Annotated in this window: 13 protein-coding genes; 6 read left to right on the top strand and 7 right to left on the bottom strand. The window is 71.9% G+C overall.

The genetic code is table 11. The features are described 5' to 3' along the window. Positions 1-39: 39 nt before the first annotated feature. From MRBLWH7_RS07350 to MRBLWH7_RS07340, 3 genes are all read left to right on the top strand, one after another. The gene (locus MRBLWH7_RS07350; protein ID WP_342000658.1) at positions 40-837 is read left to right on the top strand and encodes a protein phosphatase 2C domain-containing protein; all 798 of its coding nucleotides are present in this window, start codon (positions 40-42) and stop codon (positions 835-837) included. 66 nt (positions 838-903) lie between these two features. After that, positions 904-3720 carry an FtsK/SpoIIIE domain-containing protein gene (locus MRBLWH7_RS07345; protein WP_342000656.1) on the top strand — a complete coding sequence of 939 codons (2817 nt, stop codon included), beginning with the start codon at positions 904-906 and terminating at the stop codon, positions 3718-3720. A 66-nt stretch (positions 3721-3786) separates the two neighbouring features. Then, a complete protein-coding gene (locus MRBLWH7_RS07340) occupies positions 3787-5352 on the top strand; it encodes an APC family permease (RefSeq protein ID WP_342000654.1) in 1566 nt (521 codons plus the stop codon). A 34-nt stretch (positions 5353-5386) separates the two neighbouring features. Here MRBLWH7_RS07340 and MRBLWH7_RS07335 read toward each other — a convergent pair whose 3' ends face one another. From MRBLWH7_RS07335 to MRBLWH7_RS07325, 3 genes are all read right to left on the bottom strand, one after another. Next, a complete protein-coding gene (locus MRBLWH7_RS07335; protein ID WP_342000652.1) occupies positions 5387-5767 on the bottom strand; it encodes a DUF5655 domain-containing protein in 381 nt (126 codons plus the stop codon). A 101-nt stretch (positions 5768-5868) separates the two neighbouring features. Then, positions 5869-6984 carry an alanine dehydrogenase gene (gene ald, locus MRBLWH7_RS07330; RefSeq protein ID WP_342000650.1) on the bottom strand — a complete coding sequence of 372 codons (1116 nt, stop codon included), beginning with the start codon at positions 6982-6984 and terminating at the stop codon, positions 5869-5871. A 56-nt stretch (positions 6985-7040) separates the two neighbouring features. After that, complete coding sequence (locus MRBLWH7_RS07325; RefSeq protein ID WP_342000648.1) at positions 7041-8030, bottom strand: asparaginase; 990 nt, start codon at positions 8028-8030, stop codon at positions 7041-7043. 52 nt (positions 8031-8082) lie between these two features. Between MRBLWH7_RS07325 and MRBLWH7_RS07320 the strand changes: the two genes are divergently transcribed. Further along, the gene (locus tag MRBLWH7_RS07320; RefSeq protein ID WP_342000646.1) at positions 8083-8559 is read left to right on the top strand and encodes an OsmC family protein; all 477 of its coding nucleotides are present in this window, start codon (positions 8083-8085) and stop codon (positions 8557-8559) included. A gap of 109 nt (positions 8560-8668) precedes the next feature. On the opposite strand, the gene MRBLWH7_RS07315 is transcribed toward MRBLWH7_RS07320, so the two are convergent. Next, positions 8669-9370 carry a lysophospholipid acyltransferase family protein gene (locus tag MRBLWH7_RS07315; protein WP_342001957.1) on the bottom strand — a complete coding sequence of 234 codons (702 nt, stop codon included), beginning with the start codon at positions 9368-9370 and terminating at the stop codon, positions 8669-8671. A gap of 200 nt (positions 9371-9570) precedes the next feature. Here MRBLWH7_RS07315 and MRBLWH7_RS07310 point away from each other — a divergent pair, with 200 nt between their 5' ends. Continuing rightward, on the top strand, positions 9571-10539 hold the full coding sequence (locus MRBLWH7_RS07310) for an FKBP-type peptidyl-prolyl cis-trans isomerase (protein ID WP_342000643.1): 969 nt from the start codon (positions 9571-9573) through the stop codon (positions 10537-10539). A gap of 40 nt (positions 10540-10579) precedes the next feature. Beyond that, positions 10580-11665: a 1-deoxy-D-xylulose-5-phosphate reductoisomerase gene (dxr, locus tag MRBLWH7_RS07305; RefSeq protein WP_342000641.1), complete on the top strand. Its 1086-nt coding sequence runs from the start codon at positions 10580-10582 to the stop codon at positions 11663-11665. Between the two features lie 22 nt (positions 11666-11687). Here the strand turns inward: dxr and MRBLWH7_RS07300 are convergent, their stop codons facing one another. The 3 genes from MRBLWH7_RS07300 to MRBLWH7_RS07290 all read right to left on the bottom strand — a co-directional run bounded on the left by MRBLWH7_RS07300 (position 11688) and on the right by MRBLWH7_RS07290 (position 14924). Continuing rightward, positions 11688-13352 (bottom strand): UDP-N-acetylmuramoyl-L-alanyl-D-glutamate--2,6-diaminopimelate ligase, encoded by a 1665-nt coding sequence (locus MRBLWH7_RS07300; protein WP_342000639.1) that lies wholly within the window; start codon positions 13350-13352, stop codon positions 11688-11690. Positions 13353-13507: 155 nt separating this feature from the next. Continuing rightward, positions 13508-14227 carry a YcnI family protein gene (locus tag MRBLWH7_RS07295; RefSeq protein ID WP_342000638.1) on the bottom strand — a complete coding sequence of 240 codons (720 nt, stop codon included), beginning with the start codon at positions 14225-14227 and terminating at the stop codon, positions 13508-13510. Between the two features lie 133 nt (positions 14228-14360). Continuing rightward, positions 14361-14924: a hypothetical protein gene (locus MRBLWH7_RS07290; RefSeq protein ID WP_342000637.1), complete on the bottom strand. Its 564-nt coding sequence runs from the start codon at positions 14922-14924 to the stop codon at positions 14361-14363. Positions 14925-14927 lie beyond the last annotated feature (3 nt).

Below are 14927 nucleotides of genomic sequence, written 5' to 3'. Positions count from 1 at the left end.
GCGAAGGGCTCCGGCGTATTCCGACGGGGAGGACAGGGCGTGCCCGAAGTTTCCACCCAGTCTCTCGCCGTCCCGGTTTCCGGTGGCGTGCTCGAGCTCTCCTGGGCCGCCGTGACGGACACCGGACGCCGTCGCGAGGTGAACCAGGACGCGATGTTCGCGTCGTATCCCCTGTTCGTCGTCGCCGACGGCATGGGCGGACACGTCGGGGGCGAGATCGCCAGTGCGAGCGCGATCGAGCGCCTCCGCGCGGTCGCCGACAGCGGCACGGTGACGCCGAAGACGATCGAGAAGGCGCTCGCGCGCGCGGTCAAGGACATCGCGTCACACCCGGAAGCCACTGACGACGGGACGGGCACGACGGTCACCGGGGTGTTCCTCGACACGTCGGGGGATGCGCCGCACTGGGTCACGCTGAACATCGGCGACTCGCGCGTATACCTCGTGCGCGATGGCGCGATCGTCCAGATCACCACCGACCACTCCGTCGTGCAGGAGCTCGTCGCGGCAGGACGACTGAGTCCCGAAGAGGCTGAGAACCACCCCTACGGCAACGTCATCACGCGCGCCGTAGGCCCCAGCGAGGGAGTCACGCCCGACTACGTCCGGCTGGACGCGCTCGACGGCGACCGCTTCGTGATCTGCTCCGACGGGTTGACGAAAGAGCTCACCGACTACGGCATCCGCCACTTCCTCGAAGAGAACGCGGACCCGGGCGACGCGGCATCCGCCATGCTCGAAGCTGCGCTCGAGAACGGCGGCCGAGACAACATCACGATCATCGTGCTCGACGTGGGCCACCCCGCCGAGGGCGATTCCTCCACAGCGGAGGACTGACCGGGCCGATCCACGGATCCGGGTCCCGGCCACCCGTCGCAAGCGGGCGCGGGGTGGAATGGGCGCATGCGCTCGACCGCTCCTTCGACTTCCGCGACCGGTGGCGTGCTCGACGACGAGCCGCTCGTCCTTCCCGCGGCCTGGACGCCGCCGCCGCGCCCGCCGCTGCCGCTCGTGGCGGCGATCGTCCCGGTGGTCGGCGCCGTCGCGCTGTGGCTCGTCACCGGCTCGCTGTTCTCCCTCTGGTTCGCGCTCCTCGGTCCGCTGATCGCCGCGGCGACCATGCTCGACGCGCGGCGCGCCGCCCGCCGCGACGGCCGTCGCGCCGCAGCCGACGCGGTGCGCGCCCGCGATGAGGTCGCTGCGGTGGTGGCGGAGCGACACGAAGGCGAACGGGCACAGCTGTGGGCGCGGCACCCCGATGTCGCGCGGCTCGTCGCGCGCGAGGGCGAGATCTGGCGCGGCGGGCGCGACGCGTGGCTCGTGGTCGGCGAGGGCGAGCGCGCGAGTGTCGTCCGCGTGACCGGAGGCGAGGGCGACACGGATGCTGCGGAGCTGCGTCGCCGCGCGGCTCGCGTTTCGGGGGCACCCGTGACGCTCCCGCTCGCCGCAGGCGTGGTGGTCGTCGGCGGCGAGACGCTTGCGACCGCGGTCCAGCGAGCGCTCGTCCTGCAGGCCTGCCTCGCGTTCGCGCCGGACGAGCTGCGCGTCGTCGGCCCGCTCGGGCGCGGTCTCGAGTGGATGGAGGCGCTGCCGCACCGCGACGGCCGGGGCGGATCCCCTCTGGCGGTCGTCGGGCCGGGCGAGCTGGTCCCCGCAGAGGCGGAACTGGTGATCGCGCGCGGCCGCCCCGGCGAACCCCTGCCGCCGCGGTGCCAGGCTGTGCTCACGATCTCGTCACCCGACGTCGCGCGGCTCGAGCATGCCGGCGAGGTCGTGCCGGTGCGGGTGGAGGCGGTGGCCCGCGGGCAGGCGGAGGAGATAGCGGCCGAACTCTTCGCCCGTGCCGAGCACACTCTCGGACTGCAGCGCGGAGCGCCGGAGCCGATCGCGCTGGGTCCGCTCCTGGCCACCGTACCCGCGACACAGGACGGGCTGCCCGCGGCGATCGGGACGAGCCGTGGCGAGCCCGTGCTCGTCGACCTCGTCGCGGACGGACCCCACGCCGTCGTCGCAGGGATCACCGGGGCAGGTAAGAGCGAGCTGCTCATCACGTGGATCCTCGCACTCTGCGCGACGCGCTCGACCGATGAGGTGACCTTTCTGCTCGCGGACTTCAAGGGCGGAACCGCGTTCGACGGCCTGGCGGGGGTGCCGCACGTCAGCGGGGTCATCACCGACCTCGACGGCTCGGGTGCTCGCCGCGCGATCGAGAGCCTGCGGGCCGAGCTGCGCCGCCGTGAGGCGGCCATCGCCGCTGCGGGCGCCCGCGACATCGGCGATCCGCGTGTGCGGCTGCCCCGGCTCGTGGTGGTGGTCGACGAGTTCGCCGCCCTGCTGGGCGATCACCCCGAGCTGCACGGACTCTTCGCAGATCTCGCGGCGCGCGGCCGGGCCCTCGGCATTCATCTCATCCTCGGCACGCAGCGGGCGGCTGGGGTGATCCGCGACAACCTCCTGGCCAACTGCCCGCTGCGGGTCAGCCTTCGCGTCACCGACTCGGCCGACAGCCGGGCGCTGCTGGGGACGGACGACGCGGCACGACTGCCCGGCGGGGTCTCGGGGCGCGGGATGGCGTACGTCCGTCGTGCCGGCGACGCGAGCCCGCAGCAGGTGCGCATCGCGCTGTCCGGCCCGGGCGATGTGGCGGCCGCCGCGCTGCGGGTCGGACACCGCGCGCCGAGCCGGCCCTGGCTGCCCGACCTGCCGAAGCTGATGACGCTCGACGAACTCGTCGCCCGCTCCGCGGCGGATCGTGAGGGGCCTGCGGCCGGGGCCGTGCTGCTCGGGCTCGCCGACGAGCCCGAGCGCCAGCGGCAGCCCGTGGCTCTGTTGGGCGCCTCCGACCGCGGCCTGCTGGTGCTCGGCGGCCCGGCGTCCGGCGTGTCGAACGCGCTCGACCTCGTCGCCGCCCAGCGGCGCGGGGCGGCGGTGCGCCTGCCTGCGCACCCGGAGTTGCTCTGGGATGCCGTTGCCGGGCTGCACGAGGAACTGCCTCACCGCGGATCGGCGGTGCTCGTCGATGACCTCGACGCGATCGCGCTTCGTCTGTCGCCCGAGTACGCGCAGGTCGTCATGGAGCGGATCGAGGACGTCGTCCGCCGGGCCGCCGGGGCCGGCGTGCTGATGGTGGTGGGTGCGCACCGGCTGACCGGCCCGGTGGCGCGCGTCGCCGAGCTCTTCCCGAGACGCCTCCTGCTGCCGTACGCAACGCGCGTCGATCACGCGTTGGCCGGGGGAGACCCTTCGGCGTTCGATCCTTCAGCGCCCGCGGGGAGGGGCCGGCTCGACGGACGCACGCTGCAGCTCGCGATGGCGCCGCCGACGTTCAGCGAGCCGCGCGAGCCCGAGGTCGCGTGGGTCCCGTCCACCCCGCTCACGGGTGTGGTGGCGCGCCGATCGCCGGCCGGCCGACGCGCGCTCGCGGCGTGGGAGGAGCATGGTCTGCACGTGTTCGGCGTCGACGACTACGTGGCGGATCCCGGTGCCGCGGCGAGCGGGCGCGTCGTCGTCGTGGGGGAGCCCGATGACTGGCAGCGACACTGGCGTCTGCTCGCCGATGTGCGCGGCGACCACGACCTCGTGATCGACACGTCGTGCGCGCCCGAGCTTCGCGTCCTGGCGGGATTCCGTGGGGTGCCGCCCTACTGCGAGCCCGGTGCCGCTCGCGGGTGGCTCATCTCGGCCGGAGCCGATCCCGTGCGCATTGTCCTTCCGTCCTGAGATGTCCGGTCTGACCGTCAGGCGGACGCCTTGACCCGCACTTCTCGCACGCCATAGCGTCGGCCTGTGGCTACAACCCCTATCGATCTGCAACGGCCTGAGGGCAAGGGACTCGCCGCGGGCACGCTGGGACTGTGGGGTTCCACGGTCATCGGCCTCGCGTCCACCGCGCCCGTCTACTCCCTGGTCGCGACCCTCGGCTTCGTCGTGCTGGCGGTCGGTGCGCAGGCGCCCATCGCGTTCGTCATCGCGTTCATCCCGATGCTCTTCATCGCGTTCGCGTACCGCGAGCTCAACAACGACGTCCCCGACTGCGGCACCACCTTCACCTGGGGGACGAAGGCCTTCGGGCCCTGGGTCGGCTGGATGGGCGGATGGGGCGTCGCCGTGGCCGGCATGGTCGTGCTCGCGAACCTCGCACAGATCGCGGGCATCTACTTCTGGGCGCTCGTGGACGGCATCGTCGGCAACCCCGAGGACGCGCTGCTCGCCGACAACGTCCCCCTCGTGACCGCGACCGGAGTGGTGTTCATCGCGGCGATGACGTGGGTGAGCTGGAGGGGCGTCGAGATCGGCGAGCGCATCCAGAACGTGCTGCTGGCGATCCAGTACGTCGCCCTGGCGATCTTCGTGGTCGCCGCGCTCTGGCAGTTCTTCGCCGGCACCGCCCCGGACCCGACGCCGTTCGACTGGTCGTGGTTCAACCCGTTCGCGTTCACCGAGTGGAGCGGATTCGTCGAGGCGGTCCTGCTGGCGCTGTTCATCTACTGGGGCTGGGACACGTGCCTGGCCCTCAACGAGGAGACCAGGGACCCCAAGCGCATCCCCGGTCGAGCGGCGCTGCTGACGACGGTGATCCTCCTCTTCACCTATGTCGGCGTGACGGTGGCCGCGATGATGTACGCCGGCCTCGGCGAGACGGGCACGGGCCTGGGCAACGAGGCGAACGCGGACGACTTCTTCCTCGCCATCAAAGACGGCCTGCTCGGCCCGCTCGGTTGGGTGCTGGTGGTCGCTGTCATGATCTCGGCGATCTCGTCGACGCAGACCACGATTCTGCCGACGGCGCGCGGCACGCTTTCGATGGCCGCCTACAAGGCGCTGCCCCGCCGGTTCGCGACGGTGCATCCGCGCTACAAGACGCCGTCGTTCTCGACCCTGGTCATGGGTGTGGTCGCCATCGTCTACTACGTCGGCATGACCCTGATCAGCGACAACATCCTGCAAGACTCGATCTTGTCACTGGGGCTCGCGATCGCCTTCTACTACGCCATCACCGGCTACGCCTGCGTGTGGTACTTCCGGCGGGAGCTGTTCAACAGCGCCAGGAACTTCTTCTACCGGTTCCTCTTCCCGCTGCTCGGATCGCTGATGCTGACCTACGCGTTCGTGCAGTCGGCCATCGACATGTACGACGTCGACTACGGCTACACCGTTCTTCTCGGAATCGGCGGCACGTTCGTGCTCGGCATCGGATCGCTCGCGTTCGGCGTGCTGCTCATGCTCCTGTGGTTCCTGTTCCCGCGGGCGAAGGCGTTCTTCCGGGGCGAGAGCCTCAACCGCGAAACGCCGGTGCTCGTCCCCGAGGACCCTGCCGACTATGCACGATCGATCGACGGCGGGCTCGCCTGAGCAGGAGCACCGCGAGCGTGCGGGGCCCCGGTCCTCATGGGCCGAGGTGCGCCCCGCACCCGACGTCGTAGGCCTCGCGCAGCCACGCGGCGACATCGTCGTCGAACTCGCTCTCGTCGGCGAGCCGGAACTGGTGCACGAACAGGCGCCGGCCGTAAGGTGAGGCGCTCAGGATCCGCGGGTCGGGCGGGAGCTCGCGCATCAGGTCGAAGTAGCCGCGCGCGCCGGCGCGCCATGGCCTTACACCGGCGAACCCGCGGCGTGGACCCTTGAACGTGATCGTCGTCTTCGCGACCGAGTGCGTCACCAGGCCGAACGACCGGATCAGCTCGTCGATCCGATGCCACAGCTGTACGGCGGCCGGGTCGGCATCCCTGAGGTGATCGTCCACCGTCCACTCGTGCGCGTCGGTCATCACCTCAGTCTCGGCCAGGGCGCCGACACCCGCACCATCCTGCCCGCGCAACAGCCCCGGACTCGCGCTGGAGCCCGGGGCTGTTGAAGCAGTGAACGCCGTCAGACCAGCGCGGCGTCCAGCGGAGCGAGCTCGAGCTCGTGCGCGGTGGCCACCCCGGCATTGACCACGCGGCCACCCACGGTGTTCAGCCCGCCCGCCAGCGCAGCATCCGCTCGAAGTGCTTCCTTCCAGCCGCGACGGGCGATCTGGCGGATGTAGGGGAGGGTGGCGTTGGTGAGCGCCGACGTCGAGGTATTGGGCACCGCGCCCGGCATGTTCGCGACGCAGTAGAAGATGCTGCCGTGCACCGGGAAGGTGGGATCGGCGTGCGTCGTCGGGTGCGTGTCTTCGAAGCATCCGCCCTGGTCGACGGCGATGTCGACGAGCACGGAACCCGGGCGCATGCGCGAGACCATGTCGTTGGTGACGAGCTTCGGGGCCTTCGCGCCGGGGATCAGCACGGAGCCGATCACGAGATCAGAGGCGGTGACCGCCCGGTCCAGGTCGAGCGGGTTGGACGCGGCCGTCTTGACCCGGCCCTGGAAGTGGTCGTCGAGGTAGCGCAGGCGCTGCACGTTGGTGTCGAAGACGGTGACGTCTGCGCCCATGCCCACCGCGATCACGGCGGCATTGGCGCCGGCGACGCCGCCGCCGATCACGGTGACGGTCGCCGGCCGCGTTCCCGGCACGCCCGACATCAGCAGGCCGAGCCCTCCGGCGGAGCGCATCAGCGTCGCTGCGCCGACGGTCGGGGCCAGGCGCCCGGCGACCTCGCTCATAGGGGCGAGCAGGGGGAGCCCGCCGCCGACCAGCTGGACGGTCTCGTACGCGATCGCGGTCACGCCGTCGGCGAGGAGGCGCTCGGTGAGCGGACGATCCGCCGCGAGGTGCAGGTAGGTGAAGAGGACGAGATCGTCGCGGAAGAAGCCGTACTCGCTCGCGATCGGCTCCTTGACCTTCAGGAGCAGCTCGGCGCGCGCCCACACCTCGGCGGCATCGTCGAGGAGCACCGCCCCCGCGTCGGCATACTCGGCATCCGGCATCGACGAGCCCTCGCCCGCGCCGCGCTGCACGAACACCTCATGGCCGGAGGCGACCAGGTCGTGCACGCCCGCGGGAGTGAGGGCGACCCGATACTCGTTGTTCTTCACCTCGGTGGGGACGCTGATCCGCATCGTGTGATCCTTTCCGCTCCGCCGTTGGAGCGCTCGGGCTCCTCGTGGGAGCGCCTCTAGAAAGCGGGGCGGATGGCCCCGACATCCTGTCCGCCGCCGGTGACGGCCAGCGGAAGCCTCGACATCGTGTCGGCGACATCCGCCGACGCCAGCGCGCCGTGCCGCTCGAGCAGCCGCAGTGCGACGGCGGTGGCCGCGCGGCCGCTGCCGTCCAGCATCTTGAGCGCCACCGTGGTGCCGTTCGGGGCGACCATCACCATGACGCCCTCGGCGCCGCCCTTGGCGAACACGCCGAGCCGCTCGATGGCGATCGTGTCGGCGCGGCCGGGGCCGTCGATGGTCCACGGGTCGGCGCGCACCGCCTCGACGAGGGCGCCGGCGCTGCGGTGCAGCGCGAACGGGGACGTCGTCGAGGAGGTGCCGATCCGGTGGATGGCGCGTGCGAGGCCGAAGAGGGTCATCGCGTAGACGGGGGCGCCGCAGCCGTCGACGGCGGTCGCCGCGACTTTCTCGCCGATGAGGCGCTCGACGGTCTCGCGGACGAGCACCTGCACCGGATGCTCCGGCGCCAGGTATCCCTCGGGGTCCCAGCCGTTCACGACGCTGGTGAGGAGCATCGTGGCGTGCTTGCCGGAGCAGTTCATCCGGATGCGTGCGGGCTGGCCGAGCTCACGCACCATCTCGTCGCGGGTCGCCGTGTCGCCGGGCCAGGCGGCGGGGCATCCCAGCGTGTCCTCGCCGAGCTCGGCAAGGGACAGGATGTCGCGGACCACTGCGACGTGACGGTCGGTGCCCGAGTGGCTCGCGGTCGCGAGGCCCAGCCGCTCGCCCTCGAGCGCAACCCCGGCCGAGAGGCACGCGAGCGCCTGCAGCGGCTTGAGGCTGGAGCGGGGGAGGATCAGCGCCGACGGATCGCCGAGCTTCTCAGCGATGGTGCCGTCGGCCGCGAGCACGATGGCGATACCCGCGTGACGCGACTCGACGAAGCCGCTGCGTTCGACGACGGCGAGCTCGACGGCGTCGGTCGCGGCGAAGGTCTGCGGCACCCCGCCAGCCTACCGCCGGAGCGGCGGTCCACCGGCATGACAGACTGTGCTCATGTGGGGCGAGCATCGATACTCCGTCCGGACGACGTGGACCGGTGACCGCGGCACGGGCACCTCGGGCTACCGGGACTACGACCGGGCGACGACGATCGCGATCGACGGCAAGCCGGCGCTGCTCGCCTCCTCCGACAAGCCGTTCCGAGGCGACCCGTCCCGTTGGAACCCCGAGGACATGATGCTGGCCGCCCTCAGCCAGTGCCACCTGCTGTCGTACCTCCACGCCTGCGTCCAGGCGGGTGTCGTGGTCGTCGGCTATGAGGACGAGGCATCCGGTCTCATGGTCGAAGACGGCCGCGGCGGCGGCGCCTTCCGCGAGGTCGTGCTGCGGCCGCGCGTGACCGTCGCGGACGCGTCGATGACGGATGCCGCGATCGCCGCGCATGCTCAGGCCAACGAGTGGTGCTTCATCGCGAACTCGGTGAACTTCCCCGTGCGCCACGAGCCCACGATCCTCGTCGCCGGCGCCTGACGCCCGCTCCTCCTGCCGCCCCTCTCAGACCGCGAGAGTACAGCTGGTGGACGAGAGGTACGGAAGCAACCGCAGTCTCGTCCGGGAGATGTCCTCTCGCGGGCGCGCGTCAGAGGCGCTCGTGCGGGAGGACCTGCTTGATGCGGTCGATGGTGTTGTGCGCGGGGACCTCGTTGTAGGCGTTCGCGCGCTCCTGGCCCGACAGGGAGTGGATCGCAGCCATGATCTCGTCGGTCGCGAGGCGGCGCGCCTTGCCCGACGAGGCCGGCCCGTGGTGGGCGAGATCCAGCGGCTCGCCGAACCTGACGGTGATGCGGTGCTGGAACGACGGCTTCTTCGCCCCGACGGGCATCACCTTGTCGGTGCCGATGAGCCCCACCGGCACGACGCGTGCCCCTGCCTGTAGCGCGAGGAACGCGACACCGGTGCGGCCCTTGTAGAGGCGACCGTCCAGCGAGCGCGTGCCCTCCGGGTAGAGGGCGACCGCCTTGCCCTCGTCGAGGAGGGCTCGCTGCTGGTCGAGCGCGTCGAGTGCGGCCTGCCCCGCACCGCGCTGCACCGGGATCGCGCCGATCGAGGTGAAGAACCAGCGGGAGGCGGGCTTGTCGAAGTAGCTCGACTTCGCCAGGAAGTGGACGGGCCGCGGCGCGGCGACCGGGATCGCGATCGAGTCGATGAACGACAGATGGTTGCTCGCGAAGATCACCGGGCCGGACTTGGGGACGTTGGCCCTGCCCTCGATGTGGGGGCGATACACGATCCGAGCGAGGGGGGTCAGGATGCTGCGCCCCAGCGCATACGTGAGACCCATGCGGCGGGCGGGCGCGGCGGAGGACCCGGGTTCTTCCGCCGTCTCGTCGGCGGTGTCTTCGGCGCCGGGCACGAGGTCGGAAGTCACCCGTAGAGGGTACTCCCCGTTGCATTCCGGTATCGGCATGCCGTTTCCCAGCGCGGACAGAGGAAAGATGCGAAAGGATGGAGGCTTCCCTTCCCTTGACTCGAGGTTGTTCCGTGCGCATTCGCCCGTTCGCCGCCCTGTCCGTCGTCGCCGTGTCGACCCTGCTGCTCGCCGGGTGCTCCGGGTCGGCCGATCCGAACGCCACCCCCACGCCGACCTCCACCGCCTCTTCCGAGTGCCTGCTCGACGCGAAGCCGGGTGCGGACTCCGACGCGATCGAGGTCACGGGCAGCGGTGCGGATCTGGCGGCGACCCTCCCCGACACCCTCGCCTTCGAGGACGTTGAGCGCACGATCGTGACCGAGGGCTCGGGCGATGACATCGTCTCGGGTGACCTCGTCAGCGGCTTCTACACCCTCTACGACGGCTCGACCGGTGAGGTCCTGCAGGACTCGTCCGAGACCTCGGCCGACGATTCCGGCGCGGTCCCGATCATCATGGACCCGCAGCAGTACTCCCTGTTCGTCGCCGCTCTCGAGTGTGCGCCGATCGGCTCGACGGTCGCGATGTCGATCCCCGGCAGCGCCTTCGGCGAAGGCGCATCGCCCGTCGTGATCGTCGCCGAGACCACCGACTTCATCCCGACCAGCGCGGACGGCGCCGAGCAGGACCCGGTCGACGGCATGCCGACGGTGGAGCTCGACGACGACGGCGCGCCCACCATCACCGTGCCCGCCGAGGAGCCGCCGAGCGAGGTGCAGATCGCGGAGCTCAAGAAGGGCGATGGCCCGGTCGTCGAGTCGGGCGACACGGTCTTCGTGCAGTACACCGGCGTGAAGTGGTCGGACGGATCCGTCTTCGACTCGAGCTGGGACCGCGGCCAGCCGACGGCGTTCCAGACGACCGGCGTGGTCGCCGGCTTCCAGCAGGCGCTCGAGGGCCAGACGGTCGGCTCGCAGGTGCTCGTGGTGATCCCGCCGGAGTTCGGCTACGGCGCGAGCGAGGGCCACGAACTGCAGAAGGAGACCCTCGTCTTCGTCGTCGACATCCTCGGCGTGCAGCGCGCCGCCGCCCAGCAGTAACCCGAGGCGGCCGCATCCGGCCCGGCGATAGGCTGGCCGGATGCGGCGCGTCCTCATCCTCGGCTCGACCGGCTCCATCGGCACGCAGGCGCTCGACGTCGTGCGGGCGAACCCTCGGCGGTTCGAAGTCGTCGGTCTCGCAGCGGGATCCGACCGCCACGCGCTCGAGGCGCAGGCGACCGAGTTCGGCGTCGAGAACACCGCACTCGGAGCGGTCGAGGCCGAACAGCTGGTGCGAGATGTCGACGCAGACGTCGTTCTCAACGGCATCACGGGCTCCGTCGGCCTCGGCCCGACCCTCGCCGCGCTCGAGACGGGTCGCACGCTCGCGCTCGCGAACAAGGAGTCGCTGATCGTCGGCGGCGACCTCGTCACGGCGCTTGCGCGCCCCGGGCAGATCGTCCCCGTCGATTCCGAGCACTCCGCCCTCGCCCAGGCGCTGCGGTCGGGGGAGCGCAGCGAGATCCGCCGGCTCGTGCTGACGGCATCCGGGGGCCCGTTCCGGGGCCGCACCCGCGCGTCGCTCGAGGGCGTGACCCCCGCAGAGGCGCTCGCCCACCCGACGTGGGACATGGGCCGCGTCGTCACGACCAACTCGGCGACCCTCGTCAACAAGGGCCTCGAAGTGATCGAGGCGCACCTCCTCTTCACGGTGCCCTACTCCGAGATCGACGTCGTCGTCCACCCGCAGTCGATCGTGCACTCGATGGTCGAGTTCGTCGACGGCTCCACGATCGCGCAGGCGTCACCGCCCGACATGCGCCTGCCGATCTCGCTGGGCCTCGATTGGCCCCACCGTGTCGCCGGCGTCGGCCGGCCGCTCGACTGGACCACCGCCACCTCGTGGACCTTCGAGCCGCTCGACGACGCGGCGTTCCCCGCGGTACGGCTCGCCAAGCAGGTCGGGCGCGCCGGCGGCACCTACCCCGCGGTGTTCAACGCGGCGAATGAGCAGGCGGTGGACGCCTTCCATGAGGGGCGCCTCAGCTTCCTCGGCATCATCGATGTCATCGAGCGCGTGGTCGACAAGCACGACGCGCCCGACACCCTCACACGGGCGGCGCTCGCCGACGCCGAGGACTGGGCGCGCCGCAAGGCCGACAAGGTCATCGCCGCACCATCCTGATCCCCGGAGAACGGGAGCGAGCTCAGGCCTCCGGATACACCGGGCGCAGGGGGTCGGATGCCGGGGTCATGTCCTCCGGGTACGGCACCGGCCAGTGCGGCTCGGGCACGGGCCACCCCGCCTCGCGCAGCGCGCGACGGGCGAGCTCGCGCGCCGAGTAGGGCGTGCGGACGCCGCGGATGTCGCGGTAGTCCTGGTGTCCGGGGCCGGCCCACAGGATCGCGTCGCCGTCGCCGACGAGTGCGACCGCCTCGATGATCGCGCGCTCGGGCGGCGAGTATTCGTGGATCTCGGCATCGGGCTGCGCGCGGCGCGCGCCCTCGACGAGGGTGGCGCGGATCGAGTCCGGGTCCTCGTTGCGGGGGTGGTGGTCGGTGATGACGAGGATGTCGCTTCCTTCGACGCCGGTGCGGCCCATGTCGTGGCGCTTCGTGGCGTCGCGGTCGCCGTCGGCGCCGAACAGCATGACGACCTTGCCCGGCGTGACGCGACGGACGGCCGCGAGCGTCTTCTCGAAGGCGTCGGGGGAATGGCCGAAGTCGACATAGACGGCAGGGCCGGTCTCGCCCGAGACGAGCTCGGTGCGCCCCGGCAGGTACGCCTCGATCCGGCTCCCGTCCAGCGCGGAGACCAGGCGCTCCCAGGCGTACCCGCCCTCGAGGATCATCACGATCGCGAGTCCGGCGTTGGCCGCCATGTGCCGGCCGATCACGGGGACCAGGGTCGTGAGCGTGCGGCCGTCCCGGGCGGTGAGACGGAACTCGGTGCCGACCTGGCGCTCGTCGAGGATCTCGACCACCCAGTCGGCGGCGGCCGCGGCATCGGGGTCAGAAGCGAGTGCGGGGGTACCCACCGTCACCGTGGGCACCTCGCTGCGCGCGACCACTTCCGCACCGGGCGCCGAGTCGATGCACACGACCGCGCGTCGGGCACGGTCGGTGCGGAACAGCGGCAGCTTCGCCTCGAAGTACTCGCGCATGTCGGCGTAGTCGTCGAGGTGGTCGTGCGTGAGGTTCGTGAAGCCGGCGACGTCGAACACGATGCCGTCGACGCGGCGGCGGCTGAGCGCCTGAGCGCTCACCTCGACCGCGACGGCCTCCACGCCGCGTTCGCGCATGAGGGCGAGGAGGGCGTGCATCTCGTACGCCTCGGGAGTCGTGAGGCGCGACACGATGACCTGCCCGGCGATGTGGCGCTCGGCGGTCGATGACAGGCCGGTCGTGACGCCGAGCTGCCCGAGGATGCCCTCGAGCAGGTGCGAGACGCTCGTCTTGCCGTTGGTGCCCGTCGTGCCGAACAGCGTCGGGAGGTCGTCGTCGCGGCCCGTGCTGTAGACCCACGCCGACAGCTCGCCGAGGATCGCACGAGGGTTCTCCACCAGCACCACGGGCAGCCCGCTCGCGGCGGCGGCGTCGGCTCCGGCGGCATCCGTCACCACCGCGACAGCGCCCTTCTCGGCGGCGGCCGCGGCGAAGTCGGCGCCGTGGCGGTTGACGCCCTGCACCGCGACGAAGACGTCGCCCGGGCGGAGGTCGGAGGTCGCCAGGGTGAGGCCCGTCAGCGTGGCGTCGGCGACGTCACCGCGGACGTCGACGGCGAAGCGTGCCGCGAGGTCTGAGAGCGAGTGTGTCGGCGGCGCGTCGGGACGGAGTACCGGGGGCAGGTTCGAAGGCGCGTCGGTCGGCATGGCGCATCCATCTTCGCATGGCGCCTGCATCACGCCGGCGGTCTCCGGTCGTTGAGCGAGCGAGGAATGAGCGCGTCGAAACGTCGCAGGGATCATCGACGACGTCTCGACTCGCAAGCTCGCTCAACGACCGGGAGGAGGCGGACCTACCGAACTCAGGCCTTGCGGCGCCCCCGCACCAGCACGACGACGAGTGCCGCGATCCCCGCGGCGAGTCCGCCGGCGGCGAGCCAGCGGGCGACCGGGTCGCCGGAGGAGACGGATGCCGCAGCCTCGGCATCCGCGTCGGCTGCGGCTGCATCGTCCGAGGCGTGGCCGGAACCGTCGGCGCCACCGTGTCCGGCGTCCGCCTCGTGCACCATGGCGCCGACCGCGACCAGCGGCGCGGGGGCGTCGAGATCGTGCGGATCCTCGCCGTCCTCGGCGACCTGCGTCCACGCCGTCTCGCCCTCGGCGCAGGTCTGTGTCACGGGGAAGGCGAGGGTCGAGTCGGCGGTCCCCTCGGTGAAGAGCACGTCCATCGAGACGGCGGCCTTGAGGTGGTCCTCGACGGGTGTGTCGGAGGTGTACACGACGCGGGTCGGCACGCCGTCGGGGCCGAGCTCGCGCGTGATGGTCCAGCCTCCCTGCACGACCGGCGTCGCGTTGCCGACGCCCTCGGGGATATCGACGGCCAGAGCGGTGGTGGGGGAGCCGTCGCACCCGTGCGAGAACGAGAACGTGAGGGTCTGGGTGCCGCCGGCCGATGCCGTCTCGGGCGTGACGTGCACGTGGGCCGACGCGGCGAGCGGCGCGCCGATCGCGAGTGCGAGGCCGGCGGTGACGCCGATCACGACGCGGCGGGTGCGGGCGGAACGGATGGTGGAATCGGTCATGGCTGTGTTTCGTCCTTCGTCTGAGTCGTCGGCGGGATCGCCGATCGACGCGCGCCGCGAGGGCGGGCGCGCGAGAGGGTTCCGGCGCGCGCATCGGGCGCAGGCCGGCGACGGGCGCGGCGCGAAGCGCCGCTCAGACGAGAGCGGGAGGACCGCGCCGCGAGACGTCCGACAGGACGATCCGCGCCGCGAAGAGCAGGGGGCCGGCGGGCGCCGGCGCGACCCGCGGCTGTGACGGCCGGGGTGCCACGCCCCGCAGGCGAGTGAAGAGCGAACGGATGCCGCGGCCCAGGGCGCGCAGCATCCGTTCTCCGCCGTACAGCCCGGCGAGGGTCGCGATCGCCGCCAGCGCGTGGGCGGCGAGCATGGGCGCATCGGGGACGACGACGGCGCTGAGGTCGCCGCCGAGGTGCGTCAGGTGGTGGCCGTGGAGCGCCGCGGGATCGGCGTCGGCGGTGACGGCGAAGGCGACGTGGAACAGCGCCTGGCTCGCGAGCACCGAAGCGCCGATGCGCCAGGTCGAGGGCCGCCGGCCGACGAGGGCGACCGCGACGGGAGCGGCGAGGATGCCGACCGCCGCGACGAGGGCCGGTGACGGCGCGCCGCCCCCGCCGAGGGTGTGCGCCGTGGCGGCGACGACGGCCGCAACCCACGCGGCAGCGGTGCCGCGCAGCGCGCGCACGTGGCGTGGGGTCACGAC

This window comes from Microbacterium sp. LWH7-1.2 (assembly GCF_038397755.1).
Taxonomy (GTDB): Bacteria; Actinomycetota; Actinomycetes; order Actinomycetales; family Microbacteriaceae; genus Microbacterium.
The sequence above is the reverse complement of the archived record's forward strand: the minus strand, read 5'-3'. Positions and strand labels throughout refer to the sequence as shown.

Excerpts from the sequence above, each read along its gene's own strand:
- MRBLWH7_RS07345 (WP_342000656.1), top strand. The coding sequence starts at position 904 with ATGCGCTCGACCGCTCCTTCGACTTCCGCGACCGGTGGCGTGCTCGAC.
- MRBLWH7_RS07335 (WP_342000652.1), bottom strand. The coding sequence starts at position 5,767 with ATGACCGACGCGCACGAGTGGACGGTGGACGATCACCTCAGGGATGCC.
- ald (WP_342000650.1), bottom strand. The coding sequence starts at position 6,984 with ATGCGGATCAGCGTCCCCACCGAGGTGAAGAACAACGAGTATCGGGTC.
- MRBLWH7_RS07320 (WP_342000646.1), top strand. The coding sequence starts at position 8,083 with ATGTGGGGCGAGCATCGATACTCCGTCCGGACGACGTGGACCGGTGAC.
- MRBLWH7_RS07315 (WP_342001957.1), bottom strand. The coding sequence starts at position 9,370 with ATGGGTCTCACGTATGCGCTGGGGCGCAGCATCCTGACCCCCCTCGCT.
- dxr (WP_342000641.1), top strand. The coding sequence starts at position 10,580 with ATGCGGCGCGTCCTCATCCTCGGCTCGACCGGCTCCATCGGCACGCAG.
- MRBLWH7_RS07300 (WP_342000639.1), bottom strand. The coding sequence starts at position 13,352 with ATGCCGACCGACGCGCCTTCGAACCTGCCCCCGGTACTCCGTCCCGAC.
- MRBLWH7_RS07295 (WP_342000638.1), bottom strand. The coding sequence starts at position 14,227 with ATGACCGATTCCACCATCCGTTCCGCCCGCACCCGCCGCGTCGTGATC.